Genomic DNA, 16,452 nt, shown 5'->3' with positions numbered 1-16,452 from the left:
GAAGCGGTCGATCTTCGCGTTAAGGTCGGCCAGGATCTGATGGCGCGGATCTGGGATAGGTTCGCCGATCATTGCCGTGGTACCAGCTTGCGCTTTGCTGCTGCCTCCATGGCTTCAACGAACACCATCGCCGCCTTGTAGCTGAAGCAAAAGCCCTTGGTCTTGCCGGTGGCTAGCTCCACGACGTGATAGGCCTTGCCCTTGGTGACCACCTGGTAGCGCACAGTCTGCTCAGGTGCTGGTCGACCGATCATTGCGTGGAAGTCCGTGGTTGCGAGGTGGGCTCGCAGACGAAGGGCAGCCAAGCCCTCCACGCGCTCCTGCATGGCTGGATGCATGTTGGTTTCCTCTAGGTTTTGATGCCCGTCGACCGGGCAGGGAAGGGCTAGTTGGTGTCATCCCGCTGCCCACTCAGTGAGTGGGCAGAAGTGATGCTCTATTGCTCGGTGCGCAGCTCGTGTCTTGGTGTCCAGCCTGTTGGCATCTTCACCATGCAACCGACGCCAAACGCATAGCGGGTTTTGCGATCTGTCTGGTAGCCGTACCAGGCGCAGCCGGTCCAGTTGGCCAGTGACATAGCCGTCATGAACAACGCCAGTGCTCCGCCGCTGACGATCAATGCCGCCCGCGACGCCTTCATACTTCGATGCCGTAGTCTTGAGGGCGCAGACCGAAGTGCAGGCCGATTTCCTTCAGGACGACCAGCTCCGCCTGTTCGATCTCGCCGTCGGCCTGAGCGATTGCGATCATGTTCACGAAGGCTTCCTCGGCATCAGCCTGGACGTTCTTCACGTCGGCCAGCTCGCGCTTGATCGCCAGGCGGCCGACTTGGAAATTGGCATTGAGTTGCGCGGTGAAGCGGTTGATGGTGTCGGTGATTTCGCTGCCGAAGTGCGTCAGGTTCGGGTTTGCACGGATCAGCTCGTCGAGCTTGGCGACTTCAGCGGCTTCGATCTCGCCATCAGCTGCGGCGATCAGCAGGCCGCCACCCACAATGGCCTGCATCAGGTCACGGTTGACGACCTTCTTCATCTCGGCCTGAGCGTTGCCTACTTTCTTGCCAAAAAATTTGCCGAACATGGTGTTTCCTCTGGTTGGGTGATTTCCCGTCTGGTCCTGTCGCCAAGGCCAGCCAGTGAAATCGTCATGCATACATCCGAACCGTCACATAGCCATTGCTGGCCACGACATGCTCCCAGCGGTTGAAGTACACAATCCCGCCGAACTTATTGATTGCGGCCTGCTTGACCTGCTGCAGGACCGCTTCAACGCGTTCGCCTGACTCAGGGAGAGCAAGCCATTCCAGGCGCTTTCCGTTGCTGAGGTGGTTATCGATGTTGAACTGAGCCATCTCTGTTTCCTCCAGTGGATTCCCAAAGCACCCGGTCGCCCAGGTGCTTCAGTGAATCAGTGGTCTTGCTGGCCTCCGTTACTCGCCACGGTGGGCTGGGCGCATTTCTTTCCATACGTTTACGGTTTGGGCCGCCATCACTACTCAGATACGGCGCAGCAGGGTGGGAGTCGCCCACGCCCGGTGCGTCAGTCGTTTCGCTGGCTGGCAGCCTTTCTGCGGTTGGGTTGTTAAAGAGCGTTTGGGTTGCCCCTGGCATCGCTGCCATCGTTGCTGGCCGTTGTTGCGCTGGCTTGGACTGGAGAATATGCATTGATGCATTTACTGTCAATGCGCTGATGCAATATTTTATGCATAAGGATGCATTGAGGCATGTCTGCCTTGCTTGGCTAGGGTTGAGGAATTTGTTCCGGACGAAAAAAAGCCCGCTCATTGGCGGGCTCTTACCGTGCGATGTCGTGTTTTTCGGCTACCAGAGCACTGATGACCAAAACACCTTTCCAAGAATTACGATCTCTTTGTCGATCATGTCCTGGGCGCTGTACTCCTCGTCGGGGTGCTCGTCCCGATTGAAGCTTCTCATCCGTATGCCGCCACCCGGCAGCCGATAAAGAGTTTTCACGCGGAGCTGTCCGTCGTGATTGATGGCGTACATCTTCCCGTCGATGATGTTAACTGAGCCCTGATCAACGCCGACGGTGCTTCCGCCCGGCAGCACAGGCTCCATGCTATTTCCGGAGACAGTTACGCATACAGCATCAGAGGGCTGCACACCTTGGCGCCTAAGGGTGATCTTCCCGAAGCGAAGCTTCTGCCTATTTGACTGCTCTACAACTGTCCGGCCACTACCTGCGGCCAGCTCCACTTCCTTCAGGAAAGGCACATAGACCTCATCGTCATCCAGTGGCGTGCTGTCATCCCATGCATCGATAGGTCCCAGAAAAGTAGCATTCGACTCTACTTTTTGGACGTCTTGGCGCACCACTTGCCCATCTCTTTCCCCTGCGGAAGGTATGGGCAGGCGACCTCTGAGCTGGTCAGTGCTTACACGGAAGTACTCCGCGATCTTGGAGATATGTTTGTCGGCGGGGTCGACGATTTTCCCGCTCAAAATTCTTGAGAGGGTGGATTGAGGCACGCCAGTCCTGCGATGGAGTTCCGTGGCGGAGATCCCATCGCGATTCAGCAGCTCAGTTATGACGGAGGAAACGTTGCGCTTATGCATGGCGTGAATGTTGATTCGCGCTGATGCATATGGCAAATGCGGTTGTGCAATTGCGTCGATGCATTTATGCATATATGATTCCTTCATCAAGAGAGGATGCCTTCCATGAGCAAGATTGGCCTTCAGGCAAAAGTGGAGGCGATTCGGGAGTCCGGATTGGCCTACACGGAGATTGCTGAGCGCTGCAAGGTTGATACGTCGACCATTTTTCGAATTCGACAGGGCTCGATTGTTGACCCTCGGTACTCAGTTGGCGCCGCCATCGACGAACTCTACTGCATCGTCATGCGCAAAAGGCGCGCAGTACTACGAGGCCCGGCGCTTCATCAGTCGAACAGTTGAGCAAATTTTCGCCCTTGTGATGGCAGGGCGCCACTGAAATAGATTCGAGGCTTTACGAATGGACAAGTTTTTGCGGGCCTGCCACGACGCAGTAAAGGACAACGACGCCAAGACCCTGAGCGCAAAGATGGGCGTTCCCCACGTCAGTCTGCTGCAGCGTGCCAACCCGGATAACGATGCTCACCACCTGACCATCGAGCATCTGTTCGGGATTCTCCTGCACACCGAAGACATGCGTCCGCTGAAGGCGCTGGCGGATTCGTTCGGTTTCGACCTGGTAGCGAAGGAAGCACCAGTTCCCAAGGCGCTCACTGCAGCAATGATCAGCGTCGGCAAGGAAGTAGCCGAGCTGACTATCGCTGTACACGTGGCACTCGAAGACAACCACGTCAATCAGATCGAGAAAGCCCAGATCAGCAAAGAGATTGATCACGTCCGCAAGAGCCTGGACGAGATGGCTTCATCGGTTAAGGCCGCCTGATCGCGAGCCACAGCAGCACCGAAACACCATCGGCGGGGGCCGATGAGCAACAACGGCGTAGTCGGCAGTTGAGCCGCTCGCACCAGGAAGACCATTAAGGGGAAGGAAATGGACGGCAGCACATCGGGACGCGCGGGGACATTGAACGCTGAGGGCGGTAGCTCAGTCGGCGGGATTGGTCACGTCTGCGGAAAAGCAATCGCCTGAATCGCAGGCACAAAAAAGCCGGTGGCTAGACCGGCTTCTTCAACAACAACGTGGAGTTGATTATGCACACTGCAATCGATGCAGGCAATAGCGCCACTATCGCGTCAGGTTCTGGCATCACCGCGAATCTGACGCGACAGGTCATGTCGTCGCGAGAGATCGCCGAGCTGACCGGGAAAAGCCACGACAACGTGCTGCGCGATGCCCGCGCCTTGGTCAAACAGGGTGTCCTCAAATCTGAGGAGACCCCCTACACGCACCCGCAGAACGGCCAGGTCTATCCAGAGTTCTTGCTTAGCCAGCGCGACACGCTGGTGCTGGTCTCTGGGTACAACGCTCAACTGCGCGCCAAGATCATCGACCGCTGGCAGGAGCTGGAGAGTGGGGTGGTTGCTCGCCTCCAGGTGCCGACCAATTTCGCTGAGGCACTGCGCCTCGCTGCCGAGCAGGTTGAACAAAACCAAAAACTGCAGTGTGTCATCGAGCGCCAGGCTCCGAAGGTAGCTGCTATCCAGCGTCTTGCTGGCGCTGGTGGAGCGATCTGCATCACTGATGCGGCCAAGCATCTGCAAGTTCCGCCCTCGAAGCTGTTCGCCTGGCTTCAGCAGCATCGCTGGATCTTCCATCGCAACGGATCGACGCGTTGGATCGCCTATCAGCCTCGCATCAGCGCCGGTCTTATGGTCCACAAGGTAACCGCCCTGAAGCCGGATGCCGAAACCGGTGCCGATCGCGCTGCATATCAACCTCTCGTCACACCGAAAGGCCTTGCTCTGCTGGCCGAAAAGAATATTGGAGCCTCGCTGTGAGTGTTCAAGCTATGACCTGGGCGCTCTCTCGTCGCGACCTCGGGAAAGACTCAAGCGCACGCCACGTGCTGTTGTGCCTTGCCAACTATGCCGGTACCGATGGCCGTGGCGCCTTCCCATCGGCCAAGACCTTGACCGAAGACACGGGCCTCTCTGAGCGCACTGTGCGGTCGAAGCTGGATCTGCTGGAAGAGAAGGGGTTGATCGTTCGAGGTAACCAGGCACTGGCTGCTGTGTACATCGATCGTCACGACCGTCGCCCTGTGGTTTACGACCTCCAGATCAAGCGGGGTGCAGTGGCTGCACCTCGTAATGAACGGGGTGCAACTGACGACACGGGGTGCAACGTACAGCAGAACGGGGTGCAATCTACGACAGAACGGGGTGCAGCCATTGCACCCAATCCGTCACTTAACCATCAAGTAACCGAAGAGCAGCAGCCGCGCGAGTTGCAGGATGTGATCGCCGATCAAGATCGCCAGGCGCTGGAGTCTCAGGACGACCTGCAGCGGTTCGCCATGTTCGCCGAATGGAATCCACCGGTCGACAAGGTGTCCGCCCAACTGACCCTGGCCGGCCTCACCCTCGAAGCGCTCACCGAAGAGGCGCTGAAGGGCTTCCTAGGCTTCTTCGTGGCTAAACCCAAGGTGCTCGACAGCAACGGCGGCTGGTGCTTCCGCCTGGCCAAGTGGCTCAAGAGCGAGAAGGCCAAGGCTGCAGCCGAAGCAGAGCTGGACGAGACCAAATCCAACTGGGCACAGAAGGGGGTGCGCCTGTGACCGCGACCAATGTTCGACAACTCCTCGCCAATCGCAAAACCGATCCGACCTACCAGCCACCGGCTGAGCCAGGCCATGTACCGATTGATCCAGCAACCCAGCAGGTCATTGAGGATTTGTTCCTGCGGTTGCGCGGCGCCTGCGGTGCTTGGCGCCAATCCTGGCCAACGCCTTCCGTGATGGATGCGGCCAAGCTGGAATGGCTCGGCGAGTTCATGCGTTCCGGGATCACTCGCCTTGAGCAGATCGACCACGGCATGCGCGTGCTGAGCGCGAGCAAGTCCGCTTTCGTTCCGGCGCCTGGGGTGTTCGTCAGTTGGTGCTTCGCGCCGGAAGGCCTTGGCCTGCCCAGCGTCGAGAAGGCTTACGCCCAAGGCCTGCGCAACTGCCACCCGGCCATGCGCGGGTCGGCGAAGTGGATGCATCCAGCCGTTTATCACGCAACTGCCGCCGCAGGCTTCCACAGCCTGCCGTTGATGTCGCGTGAGCTCGGACTGAGCTGCTTCGAGAAGCACTACCTGGCGCAGTGCCGGAAAATTTGGAAAGGCGAGAGCCTGGGGCCGGTACCGGTCGCCGAGCTTGCTGCACCGCCCGCGCCACGCACTCTCGATGTGGGGCGTGCCGCGCTGCAGGCGCTGCGTGCGGGTCGAGGTGCACGCGCATGACCGATCCGATGCTGGCTGCGCCTGACCTCACTGAGTACCGCTGGGCGCTGTACGCCTGCGGTCACCTGCTGGACCTCACCAATAAGCCCCAGCCGCCTGTTGGCCTGTACCGCGACGAAGCATCGGCGCGAACTCATGGCCTGCGTATGTGGCCATCCACTTTCACTGTCATCGATCTTCACGGAGACGACCGCCAATGAAGCAATCCAAGCTGACCAAGGCCGCGCGCGGCCGGGAGTGCCAGGTGCGCATTCCTGGTGTCTGTAACGGCAATCCCGAAACCACCGTGCTGGCTCATTACCGGATGTCCGGTACCTGCGGCGTCGGCATGAAGCCGAATGATCTGCAGGGTGCTCATGCCTGCAGCGCCTGCCATGACGCTTGTGATGGCCGCGGCAACGTAATTGGCCGCGAAGAGGCTCGCCAGTACCACGCCGAGGGTGTTATGCGTACCCAGGCTCTGCTGATCCGCGAGGGGGTGATTGCCGCATGAATGGCCAGAAACCGCCGTTTCGAAACCCTGCGTCACTGCCTCCTGCCAAGAGGCCCCGCGCCAAGCCCGTCGACCGCGAAGGCCTGGAGCAGGCCGCGCTGATGCGGGAAATCGAACTGCGCTACCCACAGGTCTTTGAGCTGATCTACCACGTCCCGAATGGTGGTCACCGGCACAAACTGGTCGCGGCCAAGTTGAAGCAGCAGGGCGTGAAGGCCGGTATCCCTGACCTGGTACTGACCATGGCGCGTGGTGGTTTCTTCGGCCTGTACATCGAGTTCAAGGCAACCATTGAGCCTGCCCCCGTGTCGGCCAGTCAGTCGGCCTGCTTGCGCCGGTTGAACGAGCAAGGCTATCTGGCGGTCGTTTGCCGGGGGCACTTCGATGCCATGGAGCAGATCCGGGCCTACCTGCGCATGGCGCCGACCGTGGTGGACGCATGACGATGGCGGTCGCGTTCTCCGATGCCGAGATTCGTCGGCAGGCGGCTGACCCATCGGCGGTGCTGATGCGTGATCCTCGTCACCCGGGCTTGTATTTCCGGTTCACCGAAGCACGCCCACGCGGCACCTGGTATCTGGTGGTGCGCAAGCGCTGGAACCGGATCGGCGCCTATCCTGACCTGCCGACCAAGACCGTGCTGGCTGCGCTGCCGGATCTGCGTCAGCGTTTGGCGAACGACACCCAGGCCAGTGCTGCCGTTTCGGCATGGAGCACGCTCGGGGAACTGCTGGCCTGGTACAGCGACCGTATGGGTCGAGATCGCAGCTTGTCGACCAAGCGCAAGGCCACGGCCAAGTCGGCGATTGCCTGCCACCTGATTCCGCGCGTAGGCGGCTTGGCCTTTGCCGAGGTGCGCCACGGCACCCTCGACGCCCAACTGATGTGGCCGCTGCAGGCCACCCTGTCACTGGAGTTCGTCCGACTGATCTTTGGTTTGCTGGTGGTGGCCTGTCGTCGTGCACGCACGCTGGGCCTGATCCCTAGCAACCCGATGGCCGGGATCAAGTTCAGCGACTTCTCGAAGGCCAAGATCAAGGCGAAGGCTGCCCGATTGCGTAGTGTGCAGATTGAGCCGCTGCTTGCCCAGCTGGAGGGCGTATGGGCTGAGGAGCCTGCCGACGCAATGCTGGCCTTGTTGATGCTGTGCCACGGCACCCGCGTCGGTGAGACCCGAATGGCTCAATGGCCGCACTTCAGCTTGGCCGAGCGCAAGTGGCACATCCCCGCTGAGCACACCAAGACGCGTGTAGAGCATTCGCTGCCGCTGACCGACCAGGTGTGCGTCCTGCTGACCCAATACAGAGACACCCAGCTCGCCAGCGGCTACACCGGCCAGTATCTGTTCCCGGCCCGTAACGGCAAGGGCATGAGCGAGGGCCAGGCCAGCGCCGTGTTCACACGACTGGGGAAGGGCGAGTGGACCAGCCATGACCTGCGCAAGTTGGCCCGCACCGGCTGGGCTGACCTGGGTATCGACTTCCTTATCGGCGAGATGCTGATCAACCACGCGATGGGCCACAACGTGCAGGCCTATATCCATACCACGGTCGAGGAGCGTAAGCGCATTGCCCTGGAGCAGTGGCACGCCCATTTAGACGGCAAGGGTTTGATCCTCATTCACGGGTTGAAGGAGGGTAGAAACGAAGATTCGCGCAATGCGCTGGAGGCCTCGCAGAACAAGGGCTGCGGCACCATTCACGAAACAACCATAGGCGAGGATTCAAAGGCATGAAAAAGAGCCATGGCCCCGCCTTCCGCAAGCAGGTGATCGAGCTGGCCCAGTGTCCAGCATGCCGGGGGATGGCGGTCATCGAAGGGGTGTTTCACGAGATGGCCTGCGTGCAGTGCAACGCCTCTGGCTGGGTAGTGGCTGCGACTGGCGATGCTCTGCCGGTTGATGAGCTGGTCACCCAGTTGAGTCTGCGGTTGCAGGCCGCTCAGCGACAGATCGAACAGTTGAACAAGCCGGCGCTCATGGGGCCGGCTGCGCAGTACCAACAGAACAACCGTCGCGGTGCCGGCGGAACGAATTACACCGGGGATTGAGGGGAAGGACATGAGCAACGTAGAGAAGACGGCCGAGTACCTGCTGGAGCATTGGGGGCGCTGGGTGGTACTGGGCTCGGGCGTATCGTGCTGCGCGTCGAGAGAGAACACGATCCTTGATCCCATGATTACGGACGATGACGCGCTGTTCATTGATCGGTTGGTCGGACGGCTGAATAAGCGCTACCCAGAGTGCGGCCAGGTCATCATCAAGTACTACACCTCCCGCGATACTTCGCTCATGGTTGTCGGGAAAAAGCTCGGATTTGGAGAGGAGAAGACCCGCCAGCTATGGAAGGCCGGCGTGGCATGGATCGATGGCGCCCTCGATGCTCGGCGTGAGGCCGCTTGACATCCCCGGTCCTCGTCCGTATCTTTCATGTTACTTTGCGGTAGGTGCGCGAGAGCAAACTCGCCATCACCAGCAGCCTCCTTAAAGCCTCGGCATTTGCCGGGGCTTTTTCGTTTTCGGCTCCTCCACACCCATCGCTCCGAGCTGGGAGTGCTGTTGGGGCCGAACCTATCAATGACACCACCAGGTGAGAGCCGGGAGTGCCCATGAGAATCTCGATTATGTCCGAACCTGGGCCGCTCACTGCTGCTGGAGGTATCGCGCTGTACAAGCTCGGCGCTTTTGGCTTCATTGCTGTTCTTGCTGCCGTGGTCGTCATGGCGATGACGCTGCCGAAAACGGTGCGTGAGTTCTGCGTTGCCATGATCAGCACTACGATCTCCAGTATTTGCGGCGGTGCCTTCGTTGTGCGCTGGCTGGGTATTGGCGATTGGGCGAACGATGACGTAGGGCTCATCGCTATTGGTGGGCTGATCTTCGTGTGTGGCTTGCCTGCCTGGGTGCTGGTCCGTGCCTGGTTCAGGTGGGCTGAGGCTCGGCGGGATAAGGATCTTGGGCAGCTCATTCAGGATGTGGCTGAGCTGCGTAAAGACTTGAGGGGCGAATGATGCCACCTAAAGCCAAGCGCCCATGCCGTGTACCGATGTGCTCGGGCAAGACCAGCGATAGTCATGGCTATTGCAGTGCGCATGCCTCGCTGTCCATAGGCTGGAGCAACCCGGCACGCGGTACTGCCGAGCAGCGGGGGTATGGCTGGGAATGGCGCAAGAAACGCGCCGCTGTACTCAAGCGTGATCGGTACCTGTGTCAGTGCGCCGACTGCAAAGGTCGATGCCTTCCTGCATCAGAAGTTGACCACGTTGTGCCAAAACACCTGGGTGGAACGGACGATTTCAGCAATCTGGCAGCCATAAACGAGGACTGTCACAAGGCGAAAACGCAGCGGGAGGCACAAGAGGCACGCCGGCGAACGTGAGGCGATCAAGTGGCGAAAATTGGTCGAAAAACACCAAACAGGGGGGGGCGGGGAAAATCTCTACAGCTTTCGCCTATCACCACCGATCGCCCAGCATTTTCCACGCGACCGCGAAATAAAAAAATTAGGGTTACCCCGGGCGATGGGGTTGCCGACCGACCACGACGAGGGAGTGCATGGCAAGTCGAGCCCCAGGCGGCGGCCGAAAACCAAAGCCGACAGCGCAAAAGCGAGAGGCTGGCAACCCGGGGAAGCGCAAGCTGAACGAGTCCGAGCCGGACTACTCGACGTTGCTCATTGCGCCGCCGGCGCCGGACTGGATGAGCCAGCATGCTGGCGTCATGTGGGACAAGCTCGCGCCTGAACTGATCGGCGCCAAGGTACTGACCCTCACCGACCTGCATGTGCTTGAGGGTTTTTGTCTGGCTTACAGCCGGTGGCGTGAAGCCGAGGAGGACGTTATGCGTAACGGCATTACGATCAAAACGGCTATGGGCCGTGTGAAGAACCCCGCATGCACCGTGGCCAACGAGGCAATGCGACAAATGACCAGCTACGGTGCCGCCCTCGGCCTGGATCCAGCCAGCCGGGCGCGCCTGGTGGTGCCCAAGTCCAAGAAATCAAATGCCTTTTCCGCGTTGCTCGGAGGCAAGCGCGGGAGCTGATCAATGGCCAATTTCAGCGTTAATCAGGCGAACAAGTACGCCCGTGACGTGGTGGCCGGAAAGGTCGAGGCGTGCAAGTGGGTGCGCCTGGCCTGTCAGCGTCACTTGGACGACTTGGAGGCCAGCAAGAGCAAGGGCTTTAAGTGGAAGTTCAGCAAGCCCGAGGCTGAAAGGGTGTGTGCCTTTGTTGAGCTGTTGCCGCACACCAAAGGCAAATGGGCTCGCGAGCGTCGGTTGCTCAAGTTGGAGCCTTGGCAGAAATTCATTTTCTGTTGTGTGTTCGGCTGGGTCAGCAAGAAGACTGGCCTGCGCCGGTTCCGCGAGGTGTATTGCGAGATCCCCAGGAAGAACGGCAAGAGCGTTATTGCTGCAGGTGTCGCGCTGTACATGCTGTGCGCTGACGGTGAGTTTGGCGCTGAGGTTTATTGCGGTGCGACCACCGAGAAACAGGCTTGGGAAGTATTCCGGCCGGCGCGCCTGATGATGATCAGGACGCCGGACCTGATGGAGGCTGCAGGCGTTGAAATCAATGCGCGCAGCCTGGCCATTCCCGAAGACGGCAGCCGTCTGGAACCGATCATTGGTGACCCGGGCGACGGTTCGTCGCCGAGCTGTTCGCTGGTGGACGAGTACCACGAACACGACAGCGACGACCTCTACGAAACCATGCTGACCGGCATGGGGGCCCGTGAACAGCCGCTGATTTTTACCATCACCACCGCCGGCTCGAACATCGCCGGGCCGTGCTACGAGAAGCGCAAACAGGTGTGCGCGATGCTCGATAAGACCGTAGCCAATGACGAAATTTTCGGCCTTATCTACACGCTCGACGAGCAAGACGACTGGCGTTCGCTGCAGGCCTTGAAGAAGGCTAACCCGAACTACGGCGTTTCGATCTTTCCGGACAACCTGCAGCGAAGCTTGGCGGATGCGGTGCGTTACCCGTCACGGCAGAACGCATTCAAAACCAAGCATTGCAATCTATGGGTGAACGCGAAAATGGCATGGCTTAACCAGCTGGATTGGGACCGCGCAGCCGTCCCGGGCTTGTCCTTGGATGACTTCAAGGGGCGTTCTTGTTACCTGGGCGTTGACCTAGCCAGCAAGTGTGACATTGCGGACGTCGCCCTGGTGTTCCGCGAGAAGGACGAAGACGGCCGCGATCTGTGGTCGTTCTTCAATCGTCACTATCTGCCCGAGGGCGCAGTGCAGAGTGATGGTCCGAACCAAGAGGCCTATGAACGTTGGGTGATTGAGGGGCACCTGATCACGACCGACGGCGAGGAACTGGATTTTGACGTGATCCGCGAGGACGTGAAGGACATTGGCGGCGCGCATCAGGTCGAGGAAGTCGCCTATGACAAGTGGCGCGCTACGCAGTTGGCGCACCAGCTGCAGAAGGACGGCGCCGAAGTGGTCGAGGTCGGTGGTGGAATCCAAACTATGAACCTGGCCATGCGCGAGCTTGAGGCGGCGCTTGTTTCGGGGCGGGTTCGCCATAACGGTGACCCGTTGCTGGCCTGGATGGCAAGCAACGTGGTGGCCCATGAGTACAAAGGCTGCATCACGCCGACCAAGGAAAGCAGCCCCAAAAAGATCGACGGCATGGTCGCCATTTTAATGGCCATGAGCCGGGCCATATTGGCCGAGGGCGTGGCACCGTCGCTGCTTGAAACCCTGTCGGATGACGACTTCTTAGCGATGTGAGAACCCTATGAAAAAGTGGCTTCCTGAAGGGCTCGGGACGGCCGGCTATTGCCTGCTTGTCACTGGGCTTTACATCCAGTTCGGCCTAGGTGTGGCGTTGATTGTCGGCGGCACCCTGTTGGTGGGCGCTGCCATCAAGATGGTGAAACGATGATTTTCGGGGCGATGTATGAGCAGCGCAGCAGCCTGGAAAATCCGAATACGTCGATGAACAGCCAGGAGCTTGCCGAGTATCTGGGGGCGGTCAACGGCATCACGGTCAGCCCGGCAATGGCGCAGAAACTGACGGCGGTCTATGCGTGTATCTACGTGCTGTCGAGCACGATGGCGCAGCTACCGCTGAACGTGCTGCGAAAGGTCGATGGCCGCATTGTTCCGGCCACCGACCACCCGGCGCACTACCTGCTGCACGATGAGCCCAACCAGTGGCAGACCTCTTACCGCTGGCGGGAAACCAAGCAGGCCCACACCTTGGGCTGGGGCAACGGTTTTACTCGCCTGGTGCGCGGCCGTCGGGGCGAGCTGCAGACGCTGGAAATGTGCGAGCCCCAAGTCACTGATCTGGTGAAAAACGGCAATCGCTGGGTCTATGCGACCCAGGATGAAGACGGCCAGCCGCTGGCGGTGTCGCCCGAAGACATGGTGCACCTGCGCGCCATTGGTACGGGGCGGCGAATGGGTACCAGCCCGATTCGACAGAACGCCGACACTATCGCCCTTGGCATGGCCACCGTGCGCTACGGAAAGGAGTTTTTCGAAGGTGGCGGCCGCCCTACGGGGCTGGTCACGGTGAAGGACGGGAAACTAGGTGAAGATTCCTGGCAACGTCTTAAGAAGGTCTGGAACGGCGCTGTGTCCACTCTTGCGGGCTCCAAAAACAAGACCCTGATGTTGCCCGCGGACTTGGATTATAGGGCCCTGACCATCGCGCCCGAGGATGCGCAGTTTCTGGAGACGCGCAAGCTGACCCGCAGCGAGATTGCCAGCATCTTCAACGTGCCGTCGCACATGATCAATGACCTTGAAAAGGCGACGTTCTCCAACATCAGCGAACAGGCCATCCAGTTCGTGCGGCATTCGGTGATGCCCTGGGTAAAGAACTGGGAAGAAGAGCTGAACCGCCGGGTTTTCACCCGGGCCGAGCGCATGGCCGGCTACTACGTCAAGTTCAACTTGGCCGGCCTGTTGCGCGGCACCCCGAAAGAGCGCGCCGAGTTCTACCGCATTGCCATTCAAGACGGCTGGATGAACCGCAACGAAGTGCGCGTGCTGGAAGACCTGAACCCACTTACCGGCCTCGACTCGATGTTGATCAACGTCAACACGCAGTTGCTTGGCGCTGACGGCCTGCCGTTACCCGTAACGCCGAAGGAATAACCTCATGAGTGACTTTGAAAAACGCATGCTGCCCGCGCAGCTATGCGAGCTTCGCGCTGTCCAGCCGACAGGCGATGGCGCCCAGGATCAGCCGCCGCGTATCGCCGGCTATGGCGCTGTTTTCAATCAGCGCAGTGATCTGCTGGGCGGCTTTTTTGTCGAGATCATCGCGCCAGGTGCTTTCGACGAGGTGCTAGCCCAGGACGTGCGCGGCCTGTTCAACCACGACCCCAACTATCTGTTGGGCCGCACTGTCAGCGGCACGCTTCGACTGTCGGTCGATCAGCGCGGCCTGGCCTACGAAATCGACACGCCGAACACGCGGACCATTCGTGACCTCGTTGTCGAGCCGTTGAAGCGCGGCGACATGAGCGGCAGCAGCTTTGCCATGCGTGTGGCCCCTGGTGGCGACACCTGGCACGAAGAAGACGGCGTAGTGGTGCGGACGATCTACAAGATTGCCGAGCTGCGCGACGTGGGGCCGGTGTCCTTTCCGGCCTACCCCGATTCAAGCGCTGCCCAGCGCTCTATGGATGCCTGGAAGCAGGCGCAAAAAGAGGGCCTTGAGGGGCGCGCTCAGTTTGAGCGTGAAGCCCGTGAGCGCCTGCTTGATCTGAACGAACTTTGAACCCCAGGGGGATTTATGACGCTGCAACAACTGAAAGAACTGTACGCACAGAAGTCGGCCGAAATGCGCAGCTTGCACGAAAGCACCGGTGATGATGCCTGGACTGGCGAGGTTCGCGCCAAGTGGGAAGCCATCCGCGCCGAGCTGAAGGGCATCAAGGAAAAGATTGAGCGCGAGGAAGAGTTGCGCGACAACGATCAGGGCTTTGTCGAAGAGCGCGCCCGCCAGGCCGGCAATGGCAACCGTCCCGGCGAGCAGCAGGAAGGCCCTGAGGCCGAGCGTCGCTCGGCGTGGGACGCCTGGGCGCGGCGCGGTATGGAAGGCCTGACCGCTGAACAGCGCTCTCTGTTGGCTGAAATGCGTGCCCAGGGCACCAACCCCGCCGAGGCGGGCGGCTTCACCGTGCCGACTACACTGCAGGCCAAGGTGATCGAAGCGCTGGTTAGCTACGGCGGTATTGCTTCGGTGTGTCAGCTGCTGCAGACCGATAACGGCGCACCTATTGCGTGGGCGGTGAGTAACGGCGGCGAGGAAGAAGGCGAGCTGATCGGCGAGAACAAAGCGACCGGGGAAAAGGATGTTGAGTTTGGTACCGGCACCCTCGGTTCGCACACTATCAGCTCGAAGATCATTCGCGTCTCCGAGCAACTGCTGCAAGACTCCGGCATTGATATGGAAGCGTTCTTGACGGGGCGGATCAGCAAGCGTGTTGCTCGCACCCGAAACCGTCTGATTGTTCAGGGCACCGGTGCTGGTGAAACTGCAGACGCGCCGGCACAACCGAAAGGGCTTGAGGTCTCTGTTTCCCAAGGCGCAATGACGGCCAAGGCGACCACCTTCACCTGGCAGGAACTCAACAGTCTGATTCACTCGGTTGACCCTGCTTATCGTGCAGCGCCTAATTTCCGTCTGGCCTTCAATGACAAGACGTCGCAAGTTCTGGAAGAAATGGTCGACGCCAACAATCGTCCGCTGTGGCTACCGGGCATCGCTGATGATCGCCCGGCCACTATCCTGAAGCATCAGTACGTGATCGATCAGGCCATTGCTGATATTGGCGTCGGCAAGAAATTTGCGTACGCCGGCGATTGGAACGAAGTAGTGTTGCGTGCGGTGCGCAGCCTGACCCTCAAGCGTTTGGTGGAGCGTTACGCGGAGTATGGCCAAGTCGGTTTCCTGGCGTTCGTGCGCTTCGGCCTGGTCCTGCAGGACACTGCCGCCATCAAGGCGCTGGTAGGCAAAACCGCCTAAGCCTGGAGGCGGGGTCGCGCAAGCGGTCCCTGTGTGGCCATGCTGACTCTTGAAGAAATCAAGGCGCATTGCCGCCTTGAGCTGGACGAAACCGAGGAAGACGCGCTACTGCAGGCCTACGGGCGTGCTGCACGGCGCAAGGTTGAGACTGCGACCGGGCGGCGACTGTTTCTGGTGGTGCTTCCGCTTGATGCGCCGCCTGATGCTGGTGGTGATGAGGACTACTTGCGCGGCCTGCTTCCCGAAAATGCGTCCGAGAATGCGTTGCCCGTAACGGATGACGTGCGCCTTGCCATGCTGATGTTGGTAGCGCATTGGTACCGCAACCGAGAGCCAGTCACCGAAGCGACCGCTGGGGGCTCTAAGGCTTTGCCTCTGGCGTTCGATTCGCTGGTTGGCCCCTATCGATGGTTCAGCTTATGAGAGAGCCAGAAACGGGCGAGCTGAGCCACCGTATGGCAGTGCGTATCCGAATCGATAAGTCAGTGGGTGTCGGAATTAAACCGGAGTTCACCCCAGTAGCCAACCGGTGGGTAAAGGTCGAGCCCTTGGGAACTGCCATTTACACCGGTGCGCAACAGACCGGGAATGTGATTACCCACCGGCTCTACTGCAAGTTCGTCAGTGGGCTGGATACGTCGCACGAGTTTGTTGACCGCGGTCGTGTGTTTCGCGTCAAGCGGGCTACCGCTATGCGTGGTCGTAGTATCTGGTCGGTGATCGAAGTTGAGGAGCTGGGGCCAGATGGTCCGCCTGCCAACGAAGGGGGAAGCGATGAGCAATTCGGTTTCCGTTGACGGCTACCTGCATATCGAAGGCTTTGAACAGTTCGACTTTGAAGCCTTCAACAAGCGCAAGGTTCGGGCAGGCATGCGCAAGGTTGGTGCCTTGGTCACTGGCCGCGCGCAGATGAACCTAGCGCTTGGCGGCGGGCAGGCGGGCTACCCAGAAAGTCGAACCGGCGCGACGGTCGATTCGATCAGCTACAAGGTGTCGCGCTCTGGCTTTCTGGTGCGTGTTGCACCGACCAAGACCGAAAGCATGGAAGAGTTCTATCCCGCGTATCTGCACTATGGGGTGCGGCTTGGGTCCAGG

25 protein-coding genes and 2 pseudogenes are annotated in these 16,452 nt (G+C 59.8%); 22 read left to right on the top strand and 5 right to left on the bottom strand.

From position 1 onward, the window contains the following. Nucleotides 1–68: 68 nt before the first annotated feature. The 5 genes from UIA24_RS22390 to UIA24_RS22370 form a co-directional block, all read right to left on the bottom strand. Nucleotides 69–338: a hypothetical protein gene (locus tag UIA24_RS22390; protein WP_330523961.1), complete on the bottom strand. Its 270-nt coding sequence runs from the start codon at nt 336–338 to the stop codon at nt 69–71. Nucleotides 339–436: 98 nt separating this feature from the next. Continuing rightward, nucleotides 437–640, bottom strand: a complete 204-nt coding sequence (locus UIA24_RS22385) for a hypothetical protein (protein ID WP_330523960.1) — start codon at nt 638–640, stop codon at nt 437–439. Next, nucleotides 637–1,080 carry a tellurite resistance TerB family protein gene (locus tag UIA24_RS22380; RefSeq protein WP_330523959.1) on the bottom strand — a complete coding sequence of 148 codons (444 nt, stop codon included), beginning with the start codon at nt 1,078–1,080 and terminating at the stop codon, nt 637–639. Before UIA24_RS22380 ends, UIA24_RS22385 begins: the two co-directional genes overlap by 4 nt. 64 nt (nt 1,081–1,144) lie before the next feature. Continuing rightward, nucleotides 1,145–1,351: a hypothetical protein gene (locus tag UIA24_RS22375; protein ID WP_330523958.1), complete on the bottom strand. Its 207-nt coding sequence runs from the start codon at nt 1,349–1,351 to the stop codon at nt 1,145–1,147. Between the two features lie 469 nt (nt 1,352–1,820). Continuing rightward, nucleotides 1,821–2,576, bottom strand: a complete 756-nt coding sequence (locus UIA24_RS22370) for a LexA family transcriptional regulator (RefSeq protein ID WP_330523964.1) — start codon at nt 2,574–2,576, stop codon at nt 1,821–1,823. Between the two features lie 105 nt (nt 2,577–2,681). On the opposite strand from UIA24_RS22370, the gene UIA24_RS22365 reads away from it, so the two are divergent. From UIA24_RS22365 to UIA24_RS22260, 22 genes and pseudogenes are all read left to right on the top strand, one after another. Beyond that, nucleotides 2,682–2,918, top strand: coding sequence for a hypothetical protein (locus UIA24_RS22365; RefSeq protein ID WP_330523957.1), 237 nt, complete (start codon nt 2,682–2,684; stop codon nt 2,916–2,918). Between the two features lie 58 nt (nt 2,919–2,976). After that, nucleotides 2,977–3,399 (top strand): phage regulatory CII family protein, encoded by a 423-nt coding sequence (locus UIA24_RS22360; RefSeq protein ID WP_330523956.1) that lies wholly within the window; start codon nt 2,977–2,979, stop codon nt 3,397–3,399. Nucleotides 3,400–3,749: 350 nt separating this feature from the next. Next, on the top strand, nt 3,750–4,415 hold the full coding sequence (locus tag UIA24_RS22355; protein ID WP_330523963.1) for a Rha family transcriptional regulator: 666 nt from the start codon (nt 3,750–3,752) through the stop codon (nt 4,413–4,415). Further along, nucleotides 4,412–5,194 carry a helix-turn-helix domain-containing protein gene (locus UIA24_RS22350; protein WP_442963063.1) on the top strand — a complete coding sequence of 261 codons (783 nt, stop codon included), beginning with the start codon at nt 4,412–4,414 and terminating at the stop codon, nt 5,192–5,194. Before UIA24_RS22355 ends, UIA24_RS22350 begins: the two co-directional genes overlap by 4 nt. Further along, nucleotides 5,191–5,859, top strand: coding sequence for a replication protein P (locus UIA24_RS22345; RefSeq protein WP_099775256.1), 669 nt, complete (start codon nt 5,191–5,193; stop codon nt 5,857–5,859). The genes UIA24_RS22350 and UIA24_RS22345 overlap by 4 nt, the downstream gene beginning before the upstream one ends. Beyond that, complete coding sequence (locus UIA24_RS22340) at nt 5,856–6,059, top strand: hypothetical protein (RefSeq protein WP_256587500.1); 204 nt, start codon at nt 5,856–5,858, stop codon at nt 6,057–6,059. The genes UIA24_RS22345 and UIA24_RS22340 overlap by 4 nt, the downstream gene beginning before the upstream one ends. After that, nucleotides 6,056–6,352 (top strand): DUF1364 domain-containing protein, encoded by a 297-nt coding sequence (locus UIA24_RS22335; protein ID WP_330523955.1) that lies wholly within the window; start codon nt 6,056–6,058, stop codon nt 6,350–6,352. Before UIA24_RS22340 ends, UIA24_RS22335 begins: the two co-directional genes overlap by 4 nt. Next, complete coding sequence (locus tag UIA24_RS22330) at nt 6,349–6,795, top strand: VRR-NUC domain-containing protein (protein WP_330523954.1); 447 nt, start codon at nt 6,349–6,351, stop codon at nt 6,793–6,795. The genes UIA24_RS22335 and UIA24_RS22330 overlap by 4 nt, the downstream gene beginning before the upstream one ends. Next, a complete protein-coding gene (locus tag UIA24_RS22325; protein WP_330523953.1) occupies nt 6,792–8,087 on the top strand; it encodes a tyrosine-type recombinase/integrase in 1,296 nt (431 codons plus the stop codon). Before UIA24_RS22330 ends, UIA24_RS22325 begins: the two co-directional genes overlap by 4 nt. After that, nucleotides 8,084–8,401: a hypothetical protein gene (locus UIA24_RS22320; RefSeq protein WP_330523952.1), complete on the top strand. Its 318-nt coding sequence runs from the start codon at nt 8,084–8,086 to the stop codon at nt 8,399–8,401. Before UIA24_RS22325 ends, UIA24_RS22320 begins: the two co-directional genes overlap by 4 nt. Nucleotides 8,402–8,411: 10 nt before the next feature. Continuing rightward, nucleotides 8,412–8,753, top strand: coding sequence for an antiterminator Q family protein (locus UIA24_RS22315; RefSeq protein WP_330523753.1), 342 nt, complete (start codon nt 8,412–8,414; stop codon nt 8,751–8,753). Nucleotides 8,754–8,959: 206 nt separating this feature from the next. Next, nucleotides 8,960–9,361 (top strand): hypothetical protein, encoded by a 402-nt coding sequence (locus UIA24_RS22310; protein ID WP_330523951.1) that lies wholly within the window; start codon nt 8,960–8,962, stop codon nt 9,359–9,361. Further along, the gene (locus tag UIA24_RS22305; protein WP_330523950.1) at nt 9,358–9,729 is read left to right on the top strand and encodes an HNH endonuclease; all 372 of its coding nucleotides are present in this window, start codon (nt 9,358–9,360) and stop codon (nt 9,727–9,729) included. Before UIA24_RS22310 ends, UIA24_RS22305 begins: the two co-directional genes overlap by 4 nt. A 176-nt stretch (nt 9,730–9,905) precedes the next feature. Beyond that, nucleotides 9,906–10,394, top strand: a complete 489-nt coding sequence (locus tag UIA24_RS22300) for a phage terminase small subunit P27 family (RefSeq protein ID WP_330523949.1) — start codon at nt 9,906–9,908, stop codon at nt 10,392–10,394. A 3-nt stretch (nt 10,395–10,397) separates the two neighbouring features. Next, entirely contained in the window at nt 10,398–12,101 is a 1,704-nt protein-coding gene (locus UIA24_RS22295) for a terminase large subunit (protein ID WP_065759217.1), read from the top strand. A gap of 7 nt (nt 12,102–12,108) precedes the next feature. After that, on the top strand, nt 12,109–12,255 hold the full coding sequence (locus tag UIA24_RS22290) for a hypothetical protein (protein ID WP_176717415.1): 147 nt from the start codon (nt 12,109–12,111) through the stop codon (nt 12,253–12,255). After that, on the top strand, nt 12,252–13,478 hold the full coding sequence (locus UIA24_RS22285) for a phage portal protein (protein WP_065759218.1): 1,227 nt from the start codon (nt 12,252–12,254) through the stop codon (nt 13,476–13,478). Before UIA24_RS22290 ends, UIA24_RS22285 begins: the two co-directional genes overlap by 4 nt. A 4-nt stretch (nt 13,479–13,482) precedes the next feature. Next, a pseudogene (locus UIA24_RS22280) lies at nt 13,483–13,965 on the top strand (HK97 family phage prohead protease); the annotation flags it as partial. Nucleotides 13,966–14,121: 156 nt separating this feature from the next. After that, nucleotides 14,122–15,357, top strand: coding sequence for a phage major capsid protein (locus UIA24_RS22275; RefSeq protein ID WP_065759220.1), 1,236 nt, complete (start codon nt 14,122–14,124; stop codon nt 15,355–15,357). A 39-nt stretch (nt 15,358–15,396) separates the two neighbouring features. Then, nucleotides 15,397–15,780: a head-tail connector protein gene (locus tag UIA24_RS22270; protein ID WP_065759221.1), complete on the top strand. Its 384-nt coding sequence runs from the start codon at nt 15,397–15,399 to the stop codon at nt 15,778–15,780. Next, nucleotides 15,777–16,154, top strand: a complete 378-nt coding sequence (locus UIA24_RS22265; RefSeq protein WP_330523948.1) for a head-tail adaptor protein — start codon at nt 15,777–15,779, stop codon at nt 16,152–16,154. Before UIA24_RS22270 ends, UIA24_RS22265 begins: the two co-directional genes overlap by 4 nt. Then, nucleotides 16,132–16,452: pseudogene (locus tag UIA24_RS22260) on the top strand (hypothetical protein); the annotation flags it as partial. The gene UIA24_RS22265 and the pseudogene UIA24_RS22260, both read left to right, overlap by 23 nt.

It is taken from the genome of Pseudomonas sp. AL 58, assembly GCF_036348395.1.
Classification (GTDB): Bacteria; Pseudomonadota; Gammaproteobacteria; order Pseudomonadales; family Pseudomonadaceae; genus Aquipseudomonas; species Aquipseudomonas defluvii.
The sequence above is the reverse complement of the archived record's forward strand: the minus strand, read 5'-3'. Positions and strand labels throughout refer to the sequence as shown.

Excerpts from the sequence above, each read along its gene's own strand:
- UIA24_RS22390 (WP_330523961.1), bottom strand. The coding sequence starts at position 338 with ATGCATCCAGCCATGCAGGAGCGCGTGGAGGGCTTGGCTGCCCTTCGT.
- UIA24_RS22315 (WP_330523753.1), top strand. The coding sequence starts at position 8,412 with ATGAGCAACGTAGAGAAGACGGCCGAGTACCTGCTGGAGCATTGGGGG.
- UIA24_RS22305 (WP_330523950.1), top strand. The coding sequence starts at position 9,358 with ATGATGCCACCTAAAGCCAAGCGCCCATGCCGTGTACCGATGTGCTCG.
- UIA24_RS22360 (WP_330523956.1), top strand. The coding sequence starts at position 2,977 with ATGGACAAGTTTTTGCGGGCCTGCCACGACGCAGTAAAGGACAACGAC.
- UIA24_RS22290 (WP_176717415.1), top strand. The coding sequence starts at position 12,109 with ATGAAAAAGTGGCTTCCTGAAGGGCTCGGGACGGCCGGCTATTGCCTG.
- UIA24_RS22285 (WP_065759218.1), top strand. The coding sequence starts at position 12,252 with ATGATTTTCGGGGCGATGTATGAGCAGCGCAGCAGCCTGGAAAATCCG.
- UIA24_RS22375 (WP_330523958.1), bottom strand. The coding sequence starts at position 1,351 with ATGGCTCAGTTCAACATCGATAACCACCTCAGCAACGGAAAGCGCCTG.
- UIA24_RS22265 (WP_330523948.1), top strand. The coding sequence starts at position 15,777 with ATGAGAGAGCCAGAAACGGGCGAGCTGAGCCACCGTATGGCAGTGCGT.
- UIA24_RS22370 (WP_330523964.1), bottom strand. The coding sequence starts at position 2,576 with ATGCATAAGCGCAACGTTTCCTCCGTCATAACTGAGCTGCTGAATCGC.
- UIA24_RS22365 (WP_330523957.1), top strand. The coding sequence starts at position 2,682 with ATGAGCAAGATTGGCCTTCAGGCAAAAGTGGAGGCGATTCGGGAGTCC.
- UIA24_RS22380 (WP_330523959.1), bottom strand. The coding sequence starts at position 1,080 with ATGTTCGGCAAATTTTTTGGCAAGAAAGTAGGCAACGCTCAGGCCGAG.
- UIA24_RS22320 (WP_330523952.1), top strand. The coding sequence starts at position 8,084 with ATGAAAAAGAGCCATGGCCCCGCCTTCCGCAAGCAGGTGATCGAGCTG.
- UIA24_RS22270 (WP_065759221.1), top strand. The coding sequence starts at position 15,397 with ATGCTGACTCTTGAAGAAATCAAGGCGCATTGCCGCCTTGAGCTGGAC.
- UIA24_RS22335 (WP_330523955.1), top strand. The coding sequence starts at position 6,056 with ATGAAGCAATCCAAGCTGACCAAGGCCGCGCGCGGCCGGGAGTGCCAG.
- UIA24_RS22295 (WP_065759217.1), top strand. The coding sequence starts at position 10,398 with ATGGCCAATTTCAGCGTTAATCAGGCGAACAAGTACGCCCGTGACGTG.
- UIA24_RS22340 (WP_256587500.1), top strand. The coding sequence starts at position 5,856 with ATGACCGATCCGATGCTGGCTGCGCCTGACCTCACTGAGTACCGCTGG.
- UIA24_RS22275 (WP_065759220.1), top strand. The coding sequence starts at position 14,122 with ATGACGCTGCAACAACTGAAAGAACTGTACGCACAGAAGTCGGCCGAA.
- UIA24_RS22330 (WP_330523954.1), top strand. The coding sequence starts at position 6,349 with ATGAATGGCCAGAAACCGCCGTTTCGAAACCCTGCGTCACTGCCTCCT.
- UIA24_RS22325 (WP_330523953.1), top strand. The coding sequence starts at position 6,792 with ATGACGATGGCGGTCGCGTTCTCCGATGCCGAGATTCGTCGGCAGGCG.
- UIA24_RS22300 (WP_330523949.1), top strand. The coding sequence starts at position 9,906 with ATGGCAAGTCGAGCCCCAGGCGGCGGCCGAAAACCAAAGCCGACAGCG.
- UIA24_RS22310 (WP_330523951.1), top strand. The coding sequence starts at position 8,960 with ATGAGAATCTCGATTATGTCCGAACCTGGGCCGCTCACTGCTGCTGGA.
- UIA24_RS22355 (WP_330523963.1), top strand. The coding sequence starts at position 3,750 with ATGTCGTCGCGAGAGATCGCCGAGCTGACCGGGAAAAGCCACGACAAC.
- UIA24_RS22385 (WP_330523960.1), bottom strand. The coding sequence starts at position 640 with ATGAAGGCGTCGCGGGCGGCATTGATCGTCAGCGGCGGAGCACTGGCG.